Raw genomic sequence first — 20,221 nt, forward strand, 5'->3', positions numbered from 1 at the left:
ATTTCACTGTCATCAAACTGTCCTATTTTCCCTCCTGCAGCAATCACAGATTCTTACTAAAACGACCCCAAGCCTGACTTTTCTCCCCTGGAGGGAATATGACACTGATGCGTAGCACCGTAGCCCGAATCCTCGCCACCACCTTCGCCGTAAGCGCGGTATCTGCTTTTGCGGCAACCGATCTCACTGGCGCAGGCGGGACGTTCCCGGCGCCGGTTTATGCCAAGTGGGCAGCAGAATATCAAAAAGCCACCGGTAGCAAAGTTAACTACCAGGGTATCGGTTCATCTGGCGGCGTGAAACAGATCATCGCTAAAACCGTCGATTTCGGTGCGTCCGATGCGCCAATGAAAGATGAAGATCTGCAGAAAAATGGCCTGTTCCAGTTCCCTACCGTGATCGGTGGCGTGGTACTGGCGGTTAACCTGCCGGGTATCAAGTCAGGTCAGCTGACGCTGGATGGCAAAACCGTCGGTGATATCTACCTCGGCACCATCAAAAAGTGGAACGACCCGGCGATTGCCAAACTTAACCCAGGCGTGAAACTGCCAGAGACCAACATCAACGTGGTACGTCGCGCTGACGGTTCAGGCACCTCGTTCGTCTTCACCAGCTATCTGGCGAAAGTGAACCCGGACTGGAACAGCAAAATTGGTAAAGGTAACACCGTCAACTGGCCGGTCGGTCTGGGCGGCAAAGGCAACGACGGCGTCGCCGCGTTTGTTCAGCGTCTGCCGGGTTCAATCGGCTACGTGGAGTACGCCTACGCTAAACAGAACAACCTGACCTACACCAAACTGATCGATGCCGATGGCAAAGCGGTCGCCCCAAGCGAAACCAGCTTCAGTAATGCCGCGAAAGGCGCTGACTGGAGCAAATCGTTCGCGCAGGATCTGACCTTCCAGAAGGGCGCTGATGCCTGGCCAATCTCGTCAACCACCTTTATTCTGATCTACAAAGATCAGGCTAATGCGGCCAAGGGTGCTGAAGTACTGAAATTCTTCGACTGGGCTTACAAAAGCGGCAGCAAAACCGCCACAGCGCTGGATTATGCTGCGCTGCCAGAGAGCGTGACTGAACAGATTCGCGCCGCCTGGAAAGCCAACATCAAAGACAGTTCTGGTAAAGCGCTTTATCAGTAATTGACCGACCCTGACCGGACAGCAGTCCGGTCAGACTCAACGGGCGGCGTCATGCCGTCCTGATAACTTCTGAAGACTGAGACTTCTATGGCTGCAACGAAGCCGGCATTCAAAGCCCCAGGCAAACAAGGTGACAGAATTTTTGGCGCGCTGGTCAGGCTGGCTGCGCTGATTGTCCTGTTACTGATGGGCGGCATTATTGTCTCCCTGATCATCTCCTCGTGGCCCAGCATCCAGAAGTTTGGTTTCGCCTTTTTGTGGACCAAAACCTGGGATGCGCCCAACGAACAATTTGGTGCACTGGTACCGATCTACGGCACCCTTGTGACCTCCATTATTGCCCTGATTATCGCAGTACCGGTGAGTTTTGGTATCGCGCTGTTCCTGACCGAACTCGCGCCAGGCTGGCTGCGTCGCCCGCTGGGCACCGCCATTGAGCTGCTGGCGGCCATTCCCAGTATTGTTTATGGCATGTGGGGTCTGTTTGTTTTCGCGCCGCTGTTTGCCGAATACTTCCAGACACCGGTCAATGACGTGATATCGGGCATTCCGATTGTCGGCGAGCTTTTCTCCGGCCCCGCTTTCGGTATCGGCATCCTCGCGGCGGGTGTGATTCTGGCCATCATGATCATCCCTTACATCGCCTCGGTCATGCGCGACGTCTTTGAGCAGACCCCGGTGATGATGAAAGAGTCAGCCTACGGCATCGGCTGCACCACCTGGGAAGTGATCTGGCGCATCGTACTGCCCTTTACCAAAAATGGCGTGATTGGCGGTGTGATGCTCGGACTGGGTCGTGCGCTGGGTGAAACCATGGCGGTGACTTTTATTATCGGCAACACCTACCAGCTCGACAGCCCGTCGCTGTTTATGCCGGGTAACAGCATCACCTCGGCGCTGGCCAACGAGTTCGCTGAAGCGGAATCGGGCGTGCACGTCGCCGCGCTGATGGAGCTGGGACTGATCCTGTTTGTGATTACCTTTATCGTGCTGGCGATTTCAAAGCTGATGATTATGCGGCTGGCGAAAAGTGAAGGAGCGCACTCATGACCACAATTGAAATTCAGGCGCGCGCCGAACTGGACGCATCACGCCGTAAAATGCAGTCCTGGCGCAGCACTAAAAATAAAATTGCGCTGACGCTGTCGCTGCTGACCATGGCTTTTGGTCTGTTCTGGCTGGTGTGGATCCTGTTCACCACCGTATCGCGCGGCGTGGATGGGCTCTCCTGGTCCCTGTTCACCGAATCAACGCCACCACCCAATACCGCGGGCGGCGGGCTGGCTAACGCCCTGGCAGGCAGCGGATTACTGATTTTCTGGTCTACCTTCTTCGGCACACCGCTGGGCATCATGGCGGGTATCTATCTGGCGGAATATGGGCGCAAGTCGCCACTGGCAGAAGTGATCCGCTTTATTAACGACATTCTGCTTTCGGCACCCTCGATTGTGGTCGGCCTGTTCGTCTACACCCTTGTGGTGTCGCAGATGCAGCACTTCTCCGGCTGGGCCGGGGTGATTGCGCTGGCGCTGCTGCAGGTGCCGATTGTGATTCGTACCACCGAAAACATGATGCGACTGGTGCCAGACAGCATGCGTGAAGCGGCTTACGCGCTGGGTACGCCCAAGTGGAAGATGATCGCGTCTATCACCCTGAAAGCGTCGGTCTCCGGCATCATCACGGGTGTGCTGCTGGCGATTGCCCGCATTGCAGGTGAAACGGCACCGCTGCTGTTCACGGCGCTCTCGAACCAGTTCTGGAGCACCGACATGATGCAGCCGCTGGCGAACCTGCCGGTCACCATCTTTAAGTTCGCCATGAGCCCGTTCGCAGAATGGCAGAGCCTGGCCTGGGCGGGTGTGCTGATTATTACCCTCTGCGTGCTGGTGCTGAACATCGTGGCGCGGGTGATTTTCGCCAAAGGTAAACACGGTTAATTTCCGGCGCGGCCCTGTGCGGCGCCGTATAAGAGAGATGAATTATGAGTATCGCGACAGCATCAGCCGATAAAATTCAGGTCCGTAATCTGAACTTCTATTACGGCAAATATCATGCGCTGAAGAACATCAATCTGGATATCGCTAAGAATCAGGTGACTGCGTTTATCGGGCCATCGGGCTGTGGTAAGTCGACCCTGCTGCGGACCTTCAACAAAATGTACTCGCTCTATCCTGATCAGCGGGCTGAAGGGGACATTCTGCTGGATGGCGAAAACATTCTGGCGACTCAGCAGGATATTTCGCTGCTGCGCGCCCGGGTCGGCATGGTGTTTCAGAAGCCTACGCCGTTCCCGATGTCGATCTATGACAACATCGCCTTTGGTGTTCGCCTGTTTGAAAAGCTGTCGCGTGCAGATATGGATGCGCGCGTACAGTGGGCGCTGACCAAAGCCGCGCTGTGGAATGAAACCAAAGACAAGCTGCATCAGAGCGGTTACAGTCTCTCCGGCGGCCAGCAGCAGCGTCTGTGCATTGCCCGCGGTATCGCGATTCGCCCGGAAGTCTTACTGCTGGATGAGCCCTGCTCTGCGCTTGATCCTATCTCTACTGGCCGTATTGAGGAGCTGATCACCGAGCTGAAACAGGATTACACCGTGGTGATCGTGACGCACAACATGCAACAGGCTGCACGCTGCTCTGACCATACGGCTTTCATGTATCTGGGCGAACTGATTGAGTTCAGCGATACCGACACGCTGTTCACTAAACCCGCCCAGAAGCAAACCGAAGATTATATAACTGGCCGCTACGGCTGATCTGACAGGAGATCGACATGGATAATCTTAATCTGAATAAGCACATATCCGGTCAGTTCAATGCCGAGCTGGAGCATATCCGTACCCAGGTGATGATCATGGGCGGTATGGTCGAGCAGCAGCTGACCGATGCGATTACCGCCATGCATAATCTGGATGGCGAACTGGCGCAGCGGGTGATCGACGGTGACCAGAAGGTCAATATGATGGAAGTGGAGATTGATGAAGCCTGCGTGCGCATCATCGCCAAACGTCAGCCAACCGCGATCGATTTGCGACTGGTGATGGCGATCATCAAAGCCATTTCTGAGCTGGAACGGATTGGCGACGTGGCGGAGAAGATCAGCCGCACGGCGCTGGAGAAGTTTGGTCAGCAGCATTTGCCGCTGCTGGTCAGCCTTGAGTCGCTGGGTCGTCACACCGTACAGATGCTGCATGATGTGCTGGACGCTTTTGCACGCATGGATCTCAATGAAGCGATCACTATCTACCGTGAAGATAAAAAGGTGGATAAAGAGTACGAAGGCATTGTGCGCCAGCTGATGACCTACATGATGGAAGATCCGCGCACCATTCCCAGCGTGCTGACGGCGCTGTTCTGTGCCCGCGCCATTGAGCGTATCGGCGATCGTTGCCAGAATATCTGCGAAATCATCTTCTATTTCGTCAAAGGTCAGGATTTCCGTCACGTTGGCGGTGACCGGCTCGATGAATTACTGTCGGGCGATGACGGCAGCAACAGACCTTCCTGATAAATCTTCTTCCTGCGCCTGATCGGCGCAGGGATAAGCCTTTTCAATTGGTCACATCCTGAACTCTCTCTATAATTGCGGCACTTTTCTTTATGAGGTGCGCAACGATGTCCCCTTCTCCCCAATCTAAGCCCGGCGTAACGCCAGGCAAAGCGATGCTGGCTGCGGTCAGCGGTTATGCCATGGATGGATTTGACCTGCTGATACTCGGCTTTATGCTGCCGGCTATCAGTGTTTCGCTGGCGCTCAACCCATCACAGGCGGGATCGCTGGTGACCTGGACGCTGATCGGCGCGGTTATCGGTGGCATCGTATTTGGTCATCTCAGCGACCGCTATGGTCGCATCCGCATGCTCACCGTCACGATTCTGGTCTTTTCGGTCTTTACCGGGCTGTGCGCGGTGGCGCAGGGCTACTGGGATCTGCTCGCCTGGCGAACGCTGGCGGGTGTCGGTCTGGGTGGCGAATTTGGTATCGGCATGGCGCTGATTGCCGAAGCCTGGCCTGCGGAGAAGCGTAATCGCGCATCAGCGTGGGTTGGCATCGGCTGGCAACTCGGGGTGCTGATGGCGGCCTTTATCACACCGCCGCTGCTGACTATCATCGGCTGGCGCGGCATGTTTCTGGTCGGCTTGTTGCCTGCGCTGGTCTCGTTTGCCATTCGTCGCGGCATGGGTGAACCGGAGGCGTATCAACGGCAGGTTAAACATGTGCCGTCACTCTCTTTTCCGGCGCGCCTGAAACTGCTGGTGCGCGATCGCGCCACCGCCAAAGCCAGCCTGGGCATTTTTATCCTCTGTTCAGTACAGAACTTTGGTTACTACGGGCTGATGATCTGGATGCCGAGTTACCTCTCCTCCAGCTTTGGCTTCAGCCTGACGAAGTCGGGCCTCTGGACCGCGGTGACCGTGGTCGGGATGACCTTTGGCATCTGGCTGTTTGGCGTACTGGCCGACCGCTTCGCACGCTGGAAAATCTTCCTGCTCTATCAGTTTGGCGCAGTAGTGATGGTGGTGGTTTATGCTCAGCTGCGCGACCCGAACATCATGTTATTTACCGGCGCGATCATGGGGATGTTTGTTAACGGCATGATTGGCGGTTATGGCGCGCTGATTTCCGATACTTTCCCGCCGCAGGTGCGTGCCACCGCGCAAAACGTCCTGTTCAACCTTGGTCGTGGTGTGGGCGGCTTCGGCCCGGTGGTGATTGGTCTGCTGGCGAGCCAGTTCTCGTTTACGGCGGCGATTACCCTGCTGGCGCTGATTTATCTGCTGGATATTGCGGCGACGCTGTTCCTGCTGCCGAAGAAACAGGGTCAGGAAGATACGCTGGGCGCGATTGGCTGATGCTACCGTGATGGTATGGCTGGGTAAGTGTCATCCCGGCCATTCCGGGTCAGTAATATGGCTCACGATCACCTGTTCTGCCTTCATTACCCCCCTGGCATTACATGGCAGGGGGATCCGTTAACAGGCGATTTAAATCCATAACAGGCGGAGCGTTCTCACAGGTTTACTTCATCAGCGGCAGGAGCTGTTGATACAGCGTCGCAAAGGTCTCACGACGTGGCTGGTAGTGCGCTACCCGGGCCGGATCCGGCTGGTGTCGCTGCACCAGAACCGGCGTCGGCACGGTGACCTCTGCATCCAGCGCCTGCTGTGCCAGCCTGGCGGCCCCCAGCGCCGGGCCAACCTCCCCGCCATGGCAGTAATCCAGCGTCTGGCCGCTGATGTCTGCCAGCATCTGACGCCACAGTGCACTGCGTGCGCCGCCGCCGATCAACATAATGCTCTTTGGCTGAACGCCACAGTCGTGCAGCGCGTCCATGCCCTCCGCCAGCGCAAACCCTACGCCTTCCAGCACCGATCTCGCCAGCTCGGGACGGCCATGCTGGTGGGTAAAGCCAAAGAAAGCACCGCGGGCATTCGGGTTATTGTGCGGCGTGCGCTCACCGGAAAGATAGGGCAGAAACCACAGCCCGGGCAGGTCATCGCGTGCGCGTTCAGCTTCAGCCAGCAGCTCAGGAACATCTCTGCAACCGGTCAGCGTCGCTGCCCAGTCCAGACAGGAGGCTGCGCTGAGCATCACCGACATCAGATGCCAGCGCTGGGGTAACGCATGACAGAAGCTGTGTACCGCGCGCTGCGGATTGCTGAGATAGCCGTCGCTCACCACGAAGTAGACGCCCGACGTACCCAGCGACAGCATGCCCTGGCCCGGTTCGGTCATGCCGACACCAATCGCACCCGCAGCATTGTCGCCACCGCCCGCCGCCAGCGGCACGGCGTTCATCTTCCAGCGTGTGGCCAGTTCGGCATGTAAGGTGCCGGTCAGGGCATTGCCCTCATAGAGTTGCGGCATCTGATCGCGGCTGAGGTCGCAGGCGCGCAGCATCGCATCGCTCCAGTCACGCCGCGCCACATCCAGCCACATCGTGCCTGCTGCATCTGACATATCGGTGGCGAAGTCGCCACTCAATCGCCAGCGCAGGTAATCTTTGGGCAACAGCACGTGAGCGATCTGATTGAATATTGCCGGTTCATATTGCTGAACCCACAGCAGCTTGGGAGCCGTGAAGCCGGGCATCATCAGGTTGCCGGTGATCGCCCGCGAATCCGGCACCTTCTGTTCCAGCTCACGGCACTGCGCCTCGCTGCGCCCATCATTCCAGAGCATGGCCGGTCGTAATACCTGGTTTGCACTGTTGAGCAGCGTTGCACCATGCATCTGTCCGCTCAGCCCGATGGCCTGCACCGCGCGCAGATCCTGCTGCGCGCTCAGCGCCTGCATGGCCAAATCCAGCGCCTGCCACCAGCTTTCGGGATCCTGCTCGCTCCACAATGGCTGCGGACGCGAAACCTGCAGCGGCGCTGTTTCCGTCGCCATCACATTGCCTTGTGCATCCATCAGCACCACTTTGACGCCAGAGGTGCCTAAATCGATCCCGATAAACATGCTCTGCTCCTGAGGGGTTAGAAATCAAACAGGTAGTGATTTACCAGATTTTCCAGCTGCTCCTGACGTCCGCTCTGATGCTGCGGATTGAGCTGCTGCTGCTGAGCATGCGCCGCCAGCGCCTCCAGTGAAAACTCGCCTTTCAAAATTTGCTGGCCGAACTCACCATTCCAGCCGCTGTAGCGCTGTGCCACACGCTTATCGAGTTCACCGTCGCTGATCATGCGAGCGGCGACTTTCAGCGCCAGCGCCATGGTATCCATCGCGCCAATATGACCGTAAAAGAGATCATATTTATCAGTGCTCTGACGACGCACTTTGGCATCAAAGTTTAAGCCGCCAGTGGTAAAGCCGCCCGCCTTGAGGATTTCGTACATCACCAGCGCATTCTCTTCAACGCTGACCGGGAACTGATCGGTATCCCAGCCGCACTGCGGATCGCCGCGGTTGGCATCCACTGAACCAAAAATGCCCAGCGCAATGGCCGTCGCAATTTCATGATGGAAAGAGTGACCCGCCAGCGTGGCGTGATTCGCCTCAACGTTAACCTTGATCTCTTTCTCCAGACCGAACTGTTTCAGGAAGCCATAAACCGTCGCGACATCATAGTCATACTGATGTTTGGTCGGCTCCTGCGGTTTCGGTTCGATCAGCAGCGTTCCCTGGAAGCCAATTTTGTGTTTGTGCTCGACCACCATCTGCATAAAGCGACCAATCTGCTCGCGCTCCTGGCGCAGATCGGTATTGAGCAGGGTTTCGTATCCTTCGCGTCCGCCCCACAACACATAGTTTTCGCCGCCCAGGGTTTTGGTCGCCTGCATGGCGCTGCAGACCTGCGTCGCTGCCCAGGCAAAGACTTCAGGATCGGGATTGGTAGCAGCCCCGGCTCCGTAGCGCGGATGGGTAAAGCAGTTGGCCGTGCCCCACAGCAGTTTCACGCCGGTCTCCTGCTGTTTCTCCAGCAGTTTATCGGTCATGGCGGCAAAATTCTCTTTGTAGCTGTGCAGCGAATCGCCTTCTGGTGACACATCAACGTCATGGAAGCAGTACCACGGCACATTCAGCTTGTGGAAAAACTCAAAGGCCACATCCGCTTTCAGTTTTGCCTGCTGCAGCGCATCTCCGCTTTTCTGCCACGGACGATCAAAAGCGCCGACACCAAACATATCCGCGCCATTCCAGCAGAAGGTGTGCCAGTAACAGGCGGCAAAGCGCAGATGCTCCGCCATGGTCTTGCCGAGGATCACCTCATCGGGATTGTAGTGGCGGAAAGCGAGAGGATGAGTCGACTGGGTGCCTTCATAACGAACCCGATCGATCTGATCGAAATAAGCGTGCATGGTTTGCTCCTTAGCATCAGTACCCGAATGGCCTGCGTTGAAGCAATATTTGATATTGGCTGCTGTCTCATCACAATTACGATATTTCACTACGGGTGTCAGATAATTATTATTTGTGCGCTGGCTCGCAAAATAATGTTATTTACGGGGTGGTTTATCATTATCGCTCTCTTGTCCGAAAAAGATGAAACCTCGATCGCGCTCATAAAAAATGAAATAAACCAAAAAACGTAATAGCCGGATAAAAATCAGTAATTGCTGTAACAGGAAAATAAGGGCAACAATTCATCCGCCTGGTTTATAGGCCTGAAACGACAATAGCCTCAACCTACAGGATGATCACAATGAAGATGAAACATGCACTGCTCGCCGCCTGTGCGGCGCTGGCGCTGTTCAGCCAGACCAGCGTGGCAAAAGAAGTGAAGATCGGCATGGCGATTGACGATTTGCGACTCGAACGCTGGCAGAAAGACCGCGACATTTTCGTAAAACAGGCTGAGACGCTGGGCGCGAAGGTGTTTGTTCAGTCAGCCAACGGCAACGAAGAGACACAGATGTCGCAGATTGAAAATATGATCAATCGCGGTGTCGATGTGCTGGTGATTATTCCCTACAACGGTCAGGTATTGAGTAATGTTGTCGCTGAAGCGAAACGGGAAGGCATTAAAGTGCTGGCGTATGACCGAATGATAAATAATGCCGATATCGACTTTTATATCTCTTTCGATAATGAAAAAGTGGGCGAGCTTCAGGCCGAGAGCATTGTGAAACAGGTGCCTAAGGGCAACTATTTTTTAATGGGCGGATCGCCTGTGGATAATAACGCACGCCTGTTTCGTGCCGGACAGATGAAGGTGTTAAAACCCTATATTGATAACGGCAGCATTAAAATTGTTGGCGACCAGTGGGTCGATGCCTGGCTGCCGGAAAATGCCCTGAAAATTATGGAAAATGCCCTGACCGCCAACGGCAACCATATCGATGCGGTGGTGGCCTCTAACGATGCCACCGCAGGCGGCGCGATTCAGGCGCTGAGCGCGCAGGGGCTGGCAGGAAAAGTGGCGATCTCCGGTCAGGATGCCGATCTGGCAGCCATTAAGCGTATCAAAGCGGGCACCCAGACCATGACGGTTTACAAACCGATCACCGAGCTCGCCACCGAAGCGGCGAAAATTGCCGTCGAACTGGGCGAGGGCAAAACACCTGCCAGCAACAGCACGCTTAACAATGGTCTGAAAGAGGTTCCGTCACGGCTGCTGAAGCCGATTCCGGTCAACAAAGACAATATTGAAAGCACCGTGGTGAAAGACGGTTTCCACAAACAGAGCGAACTCTGACTGCGCATAGCGTGAGGGAGAACAGTCGATGCTGCTGGAAATGAAAAATATCACCAAGCGTTTCGGTGCCGTGAAGGCGCTGAATGATGTCAGCCTGCAACTTGAGGCGGGCGAAGTGATGTCGCTGTGTGGTGAGAATGGATCAGGCAAATCGACGCTGATGAAAATCCTGTGCGGACTCTATCCGCACGGCGATTTTGAAGGGCAGATTCACTTCTCTGGCGACGACATTCAGGCGCAGACCATTCGCGATACCGAGCGTAAAGGCATTGTGATTATTCATCAGGAGCTGGCGCTGGTGCGGCAACTGACGGTGATGGAGAACATTTTCCTCGGTGCCGAACTGAGCCGTTTCGGCATGGTGGATGATGAAACCATGACCCTGCGCTGCCAGCAACTGCTGGCGCGGGTCGGGCTGAACGTTTCTCCCGCCACCCGGGTCGGTGAGTTAGGCCTTGGGCAGCAGCAACTGGTGGAGATTGCCCGCGCCCTTAACAAACAGGTCCGGCTGCTGATTCTGGATGAGCCGACCTCTTCCCTGACGGAGCAGGAAACGGACGTGCTGCTCGGCATCATCCGCAATCTGCGTGAACACGGCATTGCCTGCATCTACATCTCGCACAAGCTGAATGAGGTTAAGGCGATCTCCGATACCATCTGCGTGATTCGTGACGGCCAGCATATTGCTACCCGTCCGGCAGCGGGCCTGAGCGAAGATGACATCATCACCATGATGGTGGGACGCGAGCTGACCGCGCTCTATCCCCACGCGCCGCATCAGATTGGCGACGTGATACTGAAAGTTGAAAACCTCACCGCCTGGCATCCGGTTAACCGCCACATCCGCCGCGTTAACAATGTCTCGTTCTCGCTCAGACGCGGTGAAATCCTCGGCATCGCCGGGCTGGTGGGCGCGGGCAGGACTGAGACAGTCCAATGTCTGTTTGGCGTCTGGCCGGGGCGCTGGCAGGGCGATATCTGGATCAATGGCAAACAGGTCAACATCACCGATTGCCGCGCCGCCATTGCGCACGGCATCGCGATGGTGCCGGAAGATCGTAAAAAAGATGGCATCGTGCCGCTGATGGCGGTGGGCAAAAATATTACCCTGGCGGCGCTGGACCAGTTCAGCCACCGACTCTCAACGCTGGATGAAGCGCAGGAGCAGCAGGCGATCAATGACGCGATCGGTCGGCTGCGGGTGAAAACCTCCTCATCAGAACTGCCGATTGGCCGTTTAAGCGGCGGCAACCAGCAGAAAGCGATTCTGGCGAAATGTCTGCTGCTCAATCCAAAAATCCTAATCCTCGATGAACCGACGCGCGGCATTGATGTGGGCGCACGTCAGGAGATCTACCTGCTGATCAATGCGCTGGTTCAGCAGGGTATCGCGGTGATTGTGATTTCCTCTGAGCTTCCGGAAGTGCTGGGCCTGAGCGATCGGGTGCTGGTGATGCATGAAGGGCAGATCAAAGCCGATTTGATTAACGATAACCTGACTCAGGAGCAGGTGATGGAAGCTGCCCTGCGGAGTGAACATTATGCTTAAAAGTGAAAGTACCCAAAGCCGCCTCTCCGGCACGCCGGGCAAACCGTCACCGGGCAGGTTCACACTGCCTAATTTGCAGGTTCTGGTGATGCTGGGCGCAATTGTGCTGATTGCATTGTTCTTTACCTGGACCACAGACGGCGCGTGGCTCAGCGCGCGTAACGTCTCCAACCTGCTGCGTCAGACCGCCATCACCGGCATTCTGGCCGTGGGTATGGTGTTCGTGATTATATCGGCGGAGATCGACCTGTCAGTAGGTTCCATGATGGGCCTGCTGGGTGGCGCGGCGGCGATATTTGACGTCTGGCTCGGCTGGCCGCTGCCGCTGACCATTGTGGTGACGCTGGTGATGGGATTACTGCTTGGCACGTGGAATGGCTGGTGGGTGGCCTACCGTAAAGTGCCTTCGTTTATTGTGACGCTGGCGGGGATGCTGGCTTTCCGCGGTGTTCTGGTCGGGATTACCGATGGCACTACGGTTGCGCCGATCACGCCGGGCATGTCGCAGATTGGTCAGAGTTATCTGCCGGGCGGCGTCGGTTTCGGCTTTGGCTTTGCCGGTCTGGCGTTGTTTATGTTGTGGCAGTGGCGGCTGCGGCTGCGTCGTCAGCAGCTCGGACTGGCGCAGGGCGCAGCCAGCGGCACCATCGGACGTCAGGCGATCACCGCCATCTTAGTGCTGGGTGCCATCTGGTTGCTCAACGACTATCGCGGCGTGCCGACCCCGGTGTTACTGCTGGCCGTGCTGTTGCTGGCGGGCATGTTTATGGCAACCCGCACCGCGTTTGGCCGTCGTATCTACGCCATCGGCGGCAACATTGATGCTGCGCGCCTGTCTGGCATTAACGTGGCGCGTACCAAGCTGGCGGTGTTTGCCATCAACGGTGTGATGGTGGCGATTGCCGGGCTGATCCTCAGTTCACGGCTGGGCGCAGGTTCGCCGTCGGCGGGTAATATTGCGGAACTCGACGCTATCGCCGCCTGTGTCATCGGCGGCACCAGCCTGGCGGGTGGCGTGGGTTCGGTTGCGGGCGCGGTAATGGGAGCCTTTATTATGGCCTCGCTGGATAACGGCATGAGCATGATGGATGTGCCGACTTTCTGGCAGTACATCGTCAAAGGCGCGATTCTGCTGCTGGCGGTGTGGATGGATACGGCAACGCGGCGTCGGGTGTAATCGCGCGGGCGATCACATTGTGGCGCAAACAATTTTTTTGCCCCTTTCAGCCGTGTTATGCAATGCGCTGAGGATTTAAGGGAACGCGCCATCATGCATGAGAAACGCTATCGCATTACCCTGCTGTTTAACGCCAACAAAGTGTATGACCGTCAGGTTGTGGAGGGCGTCGGTGAGTATCTGCAGGCGTCGCAGACTGACTGGGATATCTTCATCGAAGAAGATTTCCGCTGCCGCATCGACAACATCCGGGAGTGGCTGGGCGATGGGGTGATCGCCGATTACGACGATCGCTCTATCGAAACCCTGCTGTCGAATGTTTCCGTGCCGATTGTCGGCGTTGGCGGCTCTTATCATCGGCAGGAGGATTATCCGCCGGTGCACTACATCGCGACTGACAACGCCGCGCTGGTGGAGAAAGCCTTTCTGCATCTGAAAGAGAAGGGCATTAATCGCTTTGCCTTTTATGGTTTACCGGCCTCCAGCGGCAAGCGCTGGGCACAGGAGCGTGAACAGGCGTTTCGCCAGCTGGTGGGACGTGAGCGCTATCAGGGCGTGGTCTACCAGGGCATGGAAACCGCGCCGGAAAACTGGCAGCACGCCCAGAACCGTCTCGCCGACTGGCTGCAGACGCTGCCGCCGCAAACCGGCATTATCGCCGTCACGGATTCACGGGCGCGACACCTGCTGCAGGCGTGCGAACACCTGAAAATACCGGTGCCGGAGAAGCTTACGGTGATCGGGATTGATAATGAGGAGCTGACCCGCTATCTGTCACGCGTGGCGCTCTCGTCCGTGGCGCAGGGCTCGCGACAGATGGGCTATCAGGCGGCCAAACTGCTGCATCGGCTGCTGGATAAGCAGCCCTTACCGCTTCAGCGCATTCTGGTGCCGCCGGTGAAAGTCATCGCCCGGCGCTCTACCGACTTCCGCTCGCTGCGCGATCCGGCGGTGATTCAGGCGATGCACTACATCCGCTTCAACGCCTGTAAGGGGATCAAAGTGGAGCAGGTGCTGGATGCAGTCGGGCTATCGCGCTCTAATCTGGAAAAACGCTTTCGGGATGAGACCGGCGACACCCTCCATGCGATGATCCACCGTGAAAAACTGGAAAAAGCGCGCGAACTGCTGGCCTCTTCATCGCTCAACATCAACGAGATCTCGCAGATGTGCGGCTATCCTTCGCTGCAATACTTCTATTCGGTCTTCCGCAAAAGCTACGACACCACGCCGAAAGAGTATCGCCAGCATTTTGGGGAGAATGTGTTGTAGCAGGAAGCGTTCAGTCTGAGGTGGATGGATACCGGATGAATCAGGGCGGCTTGAGCCACTAGATCATCCGCTGCTCACTCTGCTCCAGCACCGCCAGCGCCAGCCCGTTGGCCGGATCGATCCGTTGCTCAGGAAAGTGCAGCAGGGTATGTGCGGCGGTAAAGGCCAGCGCGTTGCCGTGTGCGGTAGTGCGCACCGCCTTGCAGAAGACCTCACTGGCGTTCCACGGACAATCAATGATGATGGTGGCGGGATTGAGCAGCAGCATAATCTGACTCAGCGCCGCACCCAGATAGCCACCCGCCTGCGCCATCACCTCATCCACCACCCGTGGCGCGCTGTCGCGGTTCTGCCAGCTCAGGCCAGGCTGACGCTGCGCCAGCTGCTGTTTAACCGCAGGCTGGCTGACCAGCGCTTCCAGGCAACCGCGGCGGCCACAGCTGCAACGCGGGCCGTCGGGCTGGACAACCAGATGTCCCGCCTCGCCCGCCGTCCAGCTGTGCCCGGTAAATACTTCGCCATGCTGTACCAGTGCGCCGCCAATTCCCTCGGAAATACGCAGATAAAAGTGACCGCTCTCCACAGATAATCCACGTAGCTGTACCGCCAGCAGCGCAGCGGCTTTGACATTATTCATAATGCGGATGGGGAGACTGACGTGCTTACTCAGCGCGCCCAGCAGGTCAACATCCTGCCATTCGAGGGGCAATGAAATATGCATCCAGCCGCGCCGGGGATCGACGATACCGGGAAAACCCAGGCCAATGCCGAGCAAATCAGGATAGCTTTTCATCAGTTCCCGGCACAGCATCGCCAGCTCAGCCAGCAGTCGGGTCGGGTTACTGGTATCGGTGCGCAGCGTCTTTTCAGCCAGCACCTGTGAAAAATAGTCGCAGACCCGCCAGTGGATGACGTTGCGTTCCACCATGATGCCTGCGCTCTTGAGTTTTTCCGGCCGCAGGGTAATCCCGATTTTAGGCCGTCCGGCGGAAGCGACGCTGACCGGCCCCAGCTCCTCTATCAGGCCCTGCTCCAGCAGGTCATCAATGATTAAGGAGACGGTGTTTTTGCTGAGTGTCAGCGCCTCCGCCAGATCCTGACGCGACGTCACGCGCAGCTTACGCAGCTGAGTCATCACCCGTTTCTGGTTATTCAGTCGCAGTAGTGCAGGGCCTTTGCCGTTCGTTTTCATTACGGGTTCACTCAACAGAGGAGTAAGAATTGAGTGTATCAGCCCATACGTATTCCACATCCCACACTTTTGCGGGCGGTTTCACACAACCCGATCGCCTGTGGCTAAGATCGTGACCGCGATCAGATCGTGGGATTAATGCCGGGTTTTCTGCTGCACCAGTGGCCGGACGTCGGAATGATCCTGACTCAGCGCGTCCGGCTGCGCCGGGCATGGGCGGAAGGGCAAAGGCGGTATAGCTCGTCGTTATAAAGAGGGGCTTCAGGCCCGATGAGCGCAGTGACCCGGCGCTGCCGGGTCACTGTTTAATATTCGTCGCCGCGTACCCGACTGCGATAGCTTTCCCAGTCGAAGCGCACCCACAGGCTGTTGCCGAGGCGCATACGGTCCATGACACGTTCGCCCAGCAGCGTATTCATGCCCGCATGGTCGAGGTTGGATAACATGCCGGTCGGGCGTTTCGAGGAGGATCGGCGATCGACAATCTGGTTGATAATCACTTTTTCGTAGCGCGATTCGCTCTGCATACCGATCTCATCAATCACCAGCAGATCAACACTGCTGAGATCCTGAATCAGCCGCTCTTCGGTAATGCCGCTGCTGCCGCTGAAGGTGCCCTTCATGCTCGACATCAAATCAGCAACCGTCACGATCAGCACGCTTTTACCGCGCAGGATCAGGTCGTTGCCAATCGCGGCGGCCAGATGGTTTTTACCGGTGCCGGGACGGCCTGAAAAGACAAAACTGGCGATGCTGCCATCAAATTCAGCGGCATACTGACGCGCCAGTTCCAGCGCCTTGCGCTGTCCCTCATTCTCTACCCGGTAATTATCAAATGAGCAGTTCATATGCAGCTCTCGAATGCCGGAACGGCCCATTACGCGCTGCATTTTCATTGCGCGATTCTCACGCACAATCGCCTCTGATCGCAGGCGACCCTGCTCCTGATTCCACGCCAGCAGCTCTTCGCCATTGGCAAATTTAGGACGTGTGCCTGCGGGCATCATTTTTTTCAGACGGTTAAAGAGATCGTTTGGCGTTTTCATCATTCACCTCGGAAACCATCGGGAATGGTACGGTCAGGATCGGGCAACTGCGTGATATCACGCTTCGGTTGCCCGCCGTTTGCGGCACGGTTCATCTGAATGCTGCGTGCCAGTTTCTGTTGCCACTGTACATGATGGAACATCCGGCCTTCCGCCTGCCAGTAAGCCACAAAGGCCGCCAGCTCGCTGGGGGTCACCGGTTCGCCCAGCGACACACCCCAGATCGCGGCCTGGCGCGTAAAGTCGGCATCCGGCTGCCAGCCCTGATACATGGCGAACTTACCTGCCGGCGTATGGATCGCGGCGGGGGAATCGTCATACAGGCTGTCATCCAGCGCCACATCATTCGGCTGCCGGGCGGCGGCTTCCAGCGCCAGCAGCTCAGCCAGACGCTTAGGTGTGATGGCGTACATCACCGGCGCATAATTATCTAACACCGCCAGCGTGCCCTTTTCCGCCTGCTGCAGGGCAGTCAGCGGATCCTGTCGGAAGGCATCCAGGCCAATGAGCGTTGAAGTTAAGATTTTAGCTGACATGAAAAGACCTGAGGTTAACGAACACCTTGCGCCGGGAACCCGTCGCCGACGCAGAAGTGTTTATTGTACCTTTTTTAATGATGCGGATCGCTTAAAAAGCAAGAGTGCGGATCAGTGCGAGGTGACCGGAGAAGTGGCGTGACGGGCCGGTGCAGATTCGGTGGCGTGCACGCTGACGGCCGGACGGGTCTGCCATAGATAGCGAACCGAGGCCAGCCAGCACAGGCCGTAACCCAGCAGTTCGGTACCCTCTTCGGCCATGTTTTTCACCACGCGGTTGTAATCGCCCAGCATCAGGTGCTGCCACAACGCATGAATACCAAACAGTCGTGAGAAGACCAGCACCACTAAAAAGCCGGAGGCCATCACCGGCCAGCTGCGGTGCTGCAGCAGCCTGGCCAGCGCATGCAGGGTTTTTTTCGGCGTCCGCAGCGCGACGGCCAGACAACCGGCCGTCACCGCCAGGGCGAACCAGATCCAGCTGCCATGCTGGATGGCATCAAACACAAAGTCGAGCTCACGGATCAGCATACAGCTATAGAAGCCCGCCACTAAGGTCAGCGCGCCGCGCTGAGCCGGACGGCGCTGGGCCGCAATAAAGAACAGGGCGGCAATCACCGCCAGCATGATTTCCTGGGTGGTTTCAGTAAAAGAGGTTTCGTGCAGCGCATCATTCATCCAGGCCACATCAATATAGATGGGCAATATCATCAGAGCGAGAAAGAGTGCTGCCAGTATGAAGACCGTCATTTCACGGCCAATAATTGTCAAATCGTTGCGCATAGTGTTACCAGTATAATGATTAGCGGACTCATTATATTTTAAACGCCCGATTCCCTTTCTCTTTTCATGCCCCGATCAGAAGCTGGCGCTGAAGCCAAAGGTATAAAGTTGCTGCTCCTGGTTATTCAGCGCTTCGCTTTGTGAAAACGCGGCGAAAGCCGCCAGATTATCGTTCAGAGGCACTTGTGCACCGATGCTCAGATCGATGCCTTCGGACTGATCGGTGCCGTTCGTCGCCTCACGCCGGGGATTCTGCGGCGTGTCTGCCAGCAGATAGTGATAACTCAGCTGCGCCCAGGGCGATATCCATCCCTGCTGCGAATCGATGCGCCAGCCGACGCTGGCGCTCTGCTCACGACTCTGCTGATCGCTGTAGTCACATTGCAGACAGTTCATCTGCTGCGGATCAACGGCATACTGCGCCACCGGCCCGGTGGTAAATGACGGGGCAATGGGCAGGTCAACCCCAGCCCGATAGCGTTTTCCCAGCGGGGTGGTGCCTACGCTGCCGGTTTCACTGTGGACGGCGATGGGTGACGCGGTGGGAGAGTTGATGGCGGCTTCAAACAGGGCGCGGCTCTCATCGCTGAAGGCGAGTGGCGTCAGGGCGATCTTCTCCGCCAGAATCGTATCGTAGTCGGGCAGAAAGTCGGGATGTTGAGGCGCAGAGATGCCGCCGCGCGCAAAAGTCGGTTGCGTTAAGATTAACAGCCATACAGCACAGCAGATCCGCAGACCTTTCCAACCGCTTCTCGGCAACATCGCTTCTCCAGGCAAGGCTGAAGTTATTATCCGGCGTTTAAATTAAATTTCGGCCCGTCTCTGTTATTTAACCGGTGATCGTTTAACTATCAACCGATTAATTCTAAGATCAAGCGGACCGCTAAAATATTCTTGTTATAAAGGAACAAAGCGATGCAACGATGTGGTTGGGTAACGCAGGATCCCCTCTATCTGGCTTATCACGACAGGGAGTGGGGTGTGGCACAGAGAGACAAGCGTGCGCTGTTTGAGATGCTCTGTCTGGAAGGACAGCAGGCGGGGTTATCCTGGATTACCGTGCTGAAAAAGCGGGAAAACTATCGGGCGGCGTTTCACCAGTTTGATCCGCAGGCCATAGCGTTGATGGATGCGGCAGAGATCGACACGCTGATGCTCAACAGCGGTATTATCCGCCACGCCGGTAAAATCGCGGCGATTATCGTCAACGCCCGTGCTTATCTCCAGATGGAAGCGCAAGGGGAGGATTTCAGCCACTTCGTCTGGCAATTTGTCGATAACGTGCAAATCGTTCACCATTATCCTGACTATAGCCAGGCTCCCACTACCTCAGAGCAGGCCATTGCGCTCTCGAAGGCGCTAAAGCAGCGTGGTTTCAAATTCATCGGCCCCACAATCTGCTACTCCTTTATGCAGGCCTGCGGGCTGATAAACGATCATCAGAGCAACTGTTTTTGCCATCCTGACAACCAAAAGGCGTAATTCCCGCTAAATCAGGATTTTTCCTCACTACATTCCCGGCCACCAGGCGGCATAATCGTGCCACTTATGGGAAAGGTTTTCCCCTGTGTGTCGAATGTAAGGGAACAAAAATGCAGAAGAAATTAATCGCCATCACCTTGTTATTAAGCGGCAGTCTGGCCCTGCCAGGTTGTACCACCAATCCTTACACCGGCGAATCTCAGGCGGGTAAGTCAGGTGTGGGCGCAGGCCTGGGTGCGTTAGTGGGTGCCGGTGTCGGCGTACTCTCCTCGTCGAAGAAAGATCGCCGTAAAGGTGCGCTGATTGGTGCTGCAGGCGGAGCCGCACTGGGCGGTGGCGTGGGCTACTACATGGATGTGCAGGAAGCGAAACTGCGCGACAAGATGCGCGGTACGGGCGTCAGCGTGACCCGTAATGGCGATAACATCGTCCTGAATATGCCAAACAATGTCACCTTCGACTCCAGCAGCAGCAATCTGAAACCTGCCGGCGCGAACACCCTGACAGGTGTTTCAATGGTGCTGAAAGAGTATCCGAAAACTGCGGTAAACGTAGTGGGTTATACCGACAGCACCGGCACCCGCGCGCTGAACATGCGTCTGTCACAGCAGCGTGCTGAAAGCGTCGCCAGCGCGTTGATCGTGCAGGGTGTTGCCAGCGATCGCCTGCGCACCCAAGGTGCAGGCCCGGATAACCCGGTTGCCAGCAACAGCACCGAAGCAGGCAAAGCGCAAAATCGTCGTGTTGAGATCACGCTCAGCCCGCTGGGATAAACGCGGTCGCCCCCGCCCGGGGGCGCCTTTTTTCTGTAAAGCATCGCGTTAAAAGTATCAGTAATGTTTCTGCGAATAGAGCCAGCAGAGGCTTTATGGTAGCCTGATCAAAAATTGATCAATGGACGCC

General features: G+C 56.6%; 19 protein-coding genes. 12 read left to right on the plus strand and 7 right to left on the minus strand.

What is annotated here, in order from left to right; translation table 11 throughout:
* Positions 1–98 precede the first annotated feature (98 nt).
* The 6 genes from pstS (at position 99) to HFD94_RS14810 (ending at position 5,995) form a co-directional block, all read left to right on the plus strand.
* A complete protein-coding gene (pstS, locus tag HFD94_RS14785) occupies positions 99–1,142 on the plus strand; it encodes a phosphate ABC transporter substrate-binding protein PstS (RefSeq protein WP_010258875.1) in 1,044 nt (347 codons plus the stop codon).
* Positions 1,143–1,229: 87 nt separating this feature from the next.
* Positions 1,230–2,192, plus strand: a complete 963-nt coding sequence (gene pstC / locus HFD94_RS14790) for a phosphate ABC transporter permease PstC (protein ID WP_122889774.1) — start codon at positions 1,230–1,232, stop codon at positions 2,190–2,192.
* Positions 2,189–3,079, plus strand: a complete 891-nt coding sequence (gene pstA, locus HFD94_RS14795; protein WP_010258878.1) for a phosphate ABC transporter permease PstA — start codon at positions 2,189–2,191, stop codon at positions 3,077–3,079. The genes pstC and pstA overlap by 4 nt, the downstream gene beginning before the upstream one ends.
* Before the next feature lie 44 nt (positions 3,080–3,123).
* Positions 3,124–3,897, plus strand: a complete 774-nt coding sequence (gene pstB / locus HFD94_RS14800) for a phosphate ABC transporter ATP-binding protein PstB (RefSeq protein WP_010672189.1) — start codon at positions 3,124–3,126, stop codon at positions 3,895–3,897.
* A gap of 17 nt (positions 3,898–3,914) precedes the next feature.
* Complete coding sequence (gene phoU / locus HFD94_RS14805; protein WP_010258881.1) at positions 3,915–4,649, plus strand: phosphate signaling complex protein PhoU; 735 nt, start codon at positions 3,915–3,917, stop codon at positions 4,647–4,649.
* A gap of 107 nt (positions 4,650–4,756) precedes the next feature.
* Positions 4,757–5,995, plus strand: coding sequence for an MFS transporter (locus HFD94_RS14810; protein ID WP_010258883.1), 1,239 nt, complete (start codon positions 4,757–4,759; stop codon positions 5,993–5,995).
* A gap of 166 nt (positions 5,996–6,161) precedes the next feature.
* Here the strand turns inward: HFD94_RS14810 and xylB are convergent, their stop codons facing one another.
* Together xylB and xylA are read right to left on the minus strand one after the other, a co-directional pair.
* Positions 6,162–7,604: a xylulokinase gene (gene xylB, locus HFD94_RS14815; RefSeq protein WP_122889775.1), complete on the minus strand. Its 1,443-nt coding sequence runs from the start codon at positions 7,602–7,604 to the stop codon at positions 6,162–6,164.
* A 17-nt stretch (positions 7,605–7,621) separates the two neighbouring features.
* The gene (xylA, locus tag HFD94_RS14820) at positions 7,622–8,944 is read right to left on the minus strand and encodes a xylose isomerase (RefSeq protein ID WP_003849568.1); all 1,323 of its coding nucleotides are present in this window, start codon (positions 8,942–8,944) and stop codon (positions 7,622–7,624) included.
* Positions 8,945–9,288: 344 nt separating this feature from the next.
* On the opposite strand from xylA, the gene xylF reads away from it, so the two are divergent.
* The 4 genes from xylF (at position 9,289) to xylR (ending at position 14,279) form a co-directional block, all read left to right on the plus strand.
* Positions 9,289–10,281, plus strand: coding sequence for a D-xylose ABC transporter substrate-binding protein (xylF, locus tag HFD94_RS14825; RefSeq protein WP_010258888.1), 993 nt, complete (start codon positions 9,289–9,291; stop codon positions 10,279–10,281).
* Between the two features lie 28 nt (positions 10,282–10,309).
* Complete coding sequence (locus HFD94_RS14830; protein WP_010258889.1) at positions 10,310–11,830, plus strand: xylose ABC transporter ATP-binding protein; 1,521 nt, start codon at positions 10,310–10,312, stop codon at positions 11,828–11,830.
* On the plus strand, positions 11,823–13,007 hold the full coding sequence (xylH, locus tag HFD94_RS14835; protein WP_033773189.1) for a xylose ABC transporter permease XylH: 1,185 nt from the start codon (positions 11,823–11,825) through the stop codon (positions 13,005–13,007). Before HFD94_RS14830 ends, xylH begins: the two co-directional genes overlap by 8 nt.
* 93 nt (positions 13,008–13,100) lie before the next feature.
* On the plus strand, positions 13,101–14,279 hold the full coding sequence (gene xylR / locus HFD94_RS14840) for a D-xylose utilization transcriptional activator XylR (protein WP_010258893.1): 1,179 nt from the start codon (positions 13,101–13,103) through the stop codon (positions 14,277–14,279).
* Between the two features lie 58 nt (positions 14,280–14,337).
* Here the strand turns inward: xylR and HFD94_RS14845 are convergent, their stop codons facing one another.
* The 5 genes from HFD94_RS14845 to HFD94_RS14865 form a co-directional block, all read right to left on the minus strand.
* Positions 14,338–15,471: an ROK family transcriptional regulator gene (locus HFD94_RS14845; RefSeq protein ID WP_022624794.1), complete on the minus strand. Its 1,134-nt coding sequence runs from the start codon at positions 15,469–15,471 to the stop codon at positions 14,338–14,340.
* Between the two features lie 305 nt (positions 15,472–15,776).
* The gene (gene dnaC, locus HFD94_RS14850) at positions 15,777–16,517 is read right to left on the minus strand and encodes a DNA replication protein DnaC (RefSeq protein ID WP_010258898.1); all 741 of its coding nucleotides are present in this window, start codon (positions 16,515–16,517) and stop codon (positions 15,777–15,779) included.
* Positions 16,517–17,053, minus strand: coding sequence for a primosomal protein DnaT (dnaT, locus tag HFD94_RS14855; protein ID WP_010258900.1), 537 nt, complete (start codon positions 17,051–17,053; stop codon positions 16,517–16,519). The genes dnaC and dnaT overlap by 1 nt, the downstream gene beginning before the upstream one ends.
* Before the next feature lie 111 nt (positions 17,054–17,164).
* Positions 17,165–17,836: a hypothetical protein gene (locus HFD94_RS14860; protein WP_167433255.1), complete on the minus strand. Its 672-nt coding sequence runs from the start codon at positions 17,834–17,836 to the stop codon at positions 17,165–17,167.
* Between the two features lie 75 nt (positions 17,837–17,911).
* The gene (locus HFD94_RS14865) at positions 17,912–18,598 is read right to left on the minus strand and encodes an autotransporter (RefSeq protein WP_010258902.1); all 687 of its coding nucleotides are present in this window, start codon (positions 18,596–18,598) and stop codon (positions 17,912–17,914) included.
* A gap of 153 nt (positions 18,599–18,751) precedes the next feature.
* Here HFD94_RS14865 and HFD94_RS14870 point away from each other — a divergent pair, with 153 nt between their 5' ends.
* Together HFD94_RS14870 and HFD94_RS14875 are read left to right on the plus strand one after the other, a co-directional pair.
* A complete protein-coding gene (locus HFD94_RS14870) occupies positions 18,752–19,318 on the plus strand; it encodes a DNA-3-methyladenine glycosylase I (protein WP_163640902.1) in 567 nt (188 codons plus the stop codon).
* Positions 19,319–19,428: 110 nt separating this feature from the next.
* On the plus strand, positions 19,429–20,091 hold the full coding sequence (locus HFD94_RS14875) for an OmpA family lipoprotein (protein ID WP_010258904.1): 663 nt from the start codon (positions 19,429–19,431) through the stop codon (positions 20,089–20,091).
* The last annotated feature ends 130 nt before the right edge of the window (positions 20,092–20,221 follow it).

Origin of the sequence: Pantoea sp. EKM20T, from assembly GCF_011800485.1 — a bacterium.
Classification (GTDB): Bacteria; Pseudomonadota; Gammaproteobacteria; order Enterobacterales; family Enterobacteriaceae; genus Pantoea; species Pantoea agglomerans.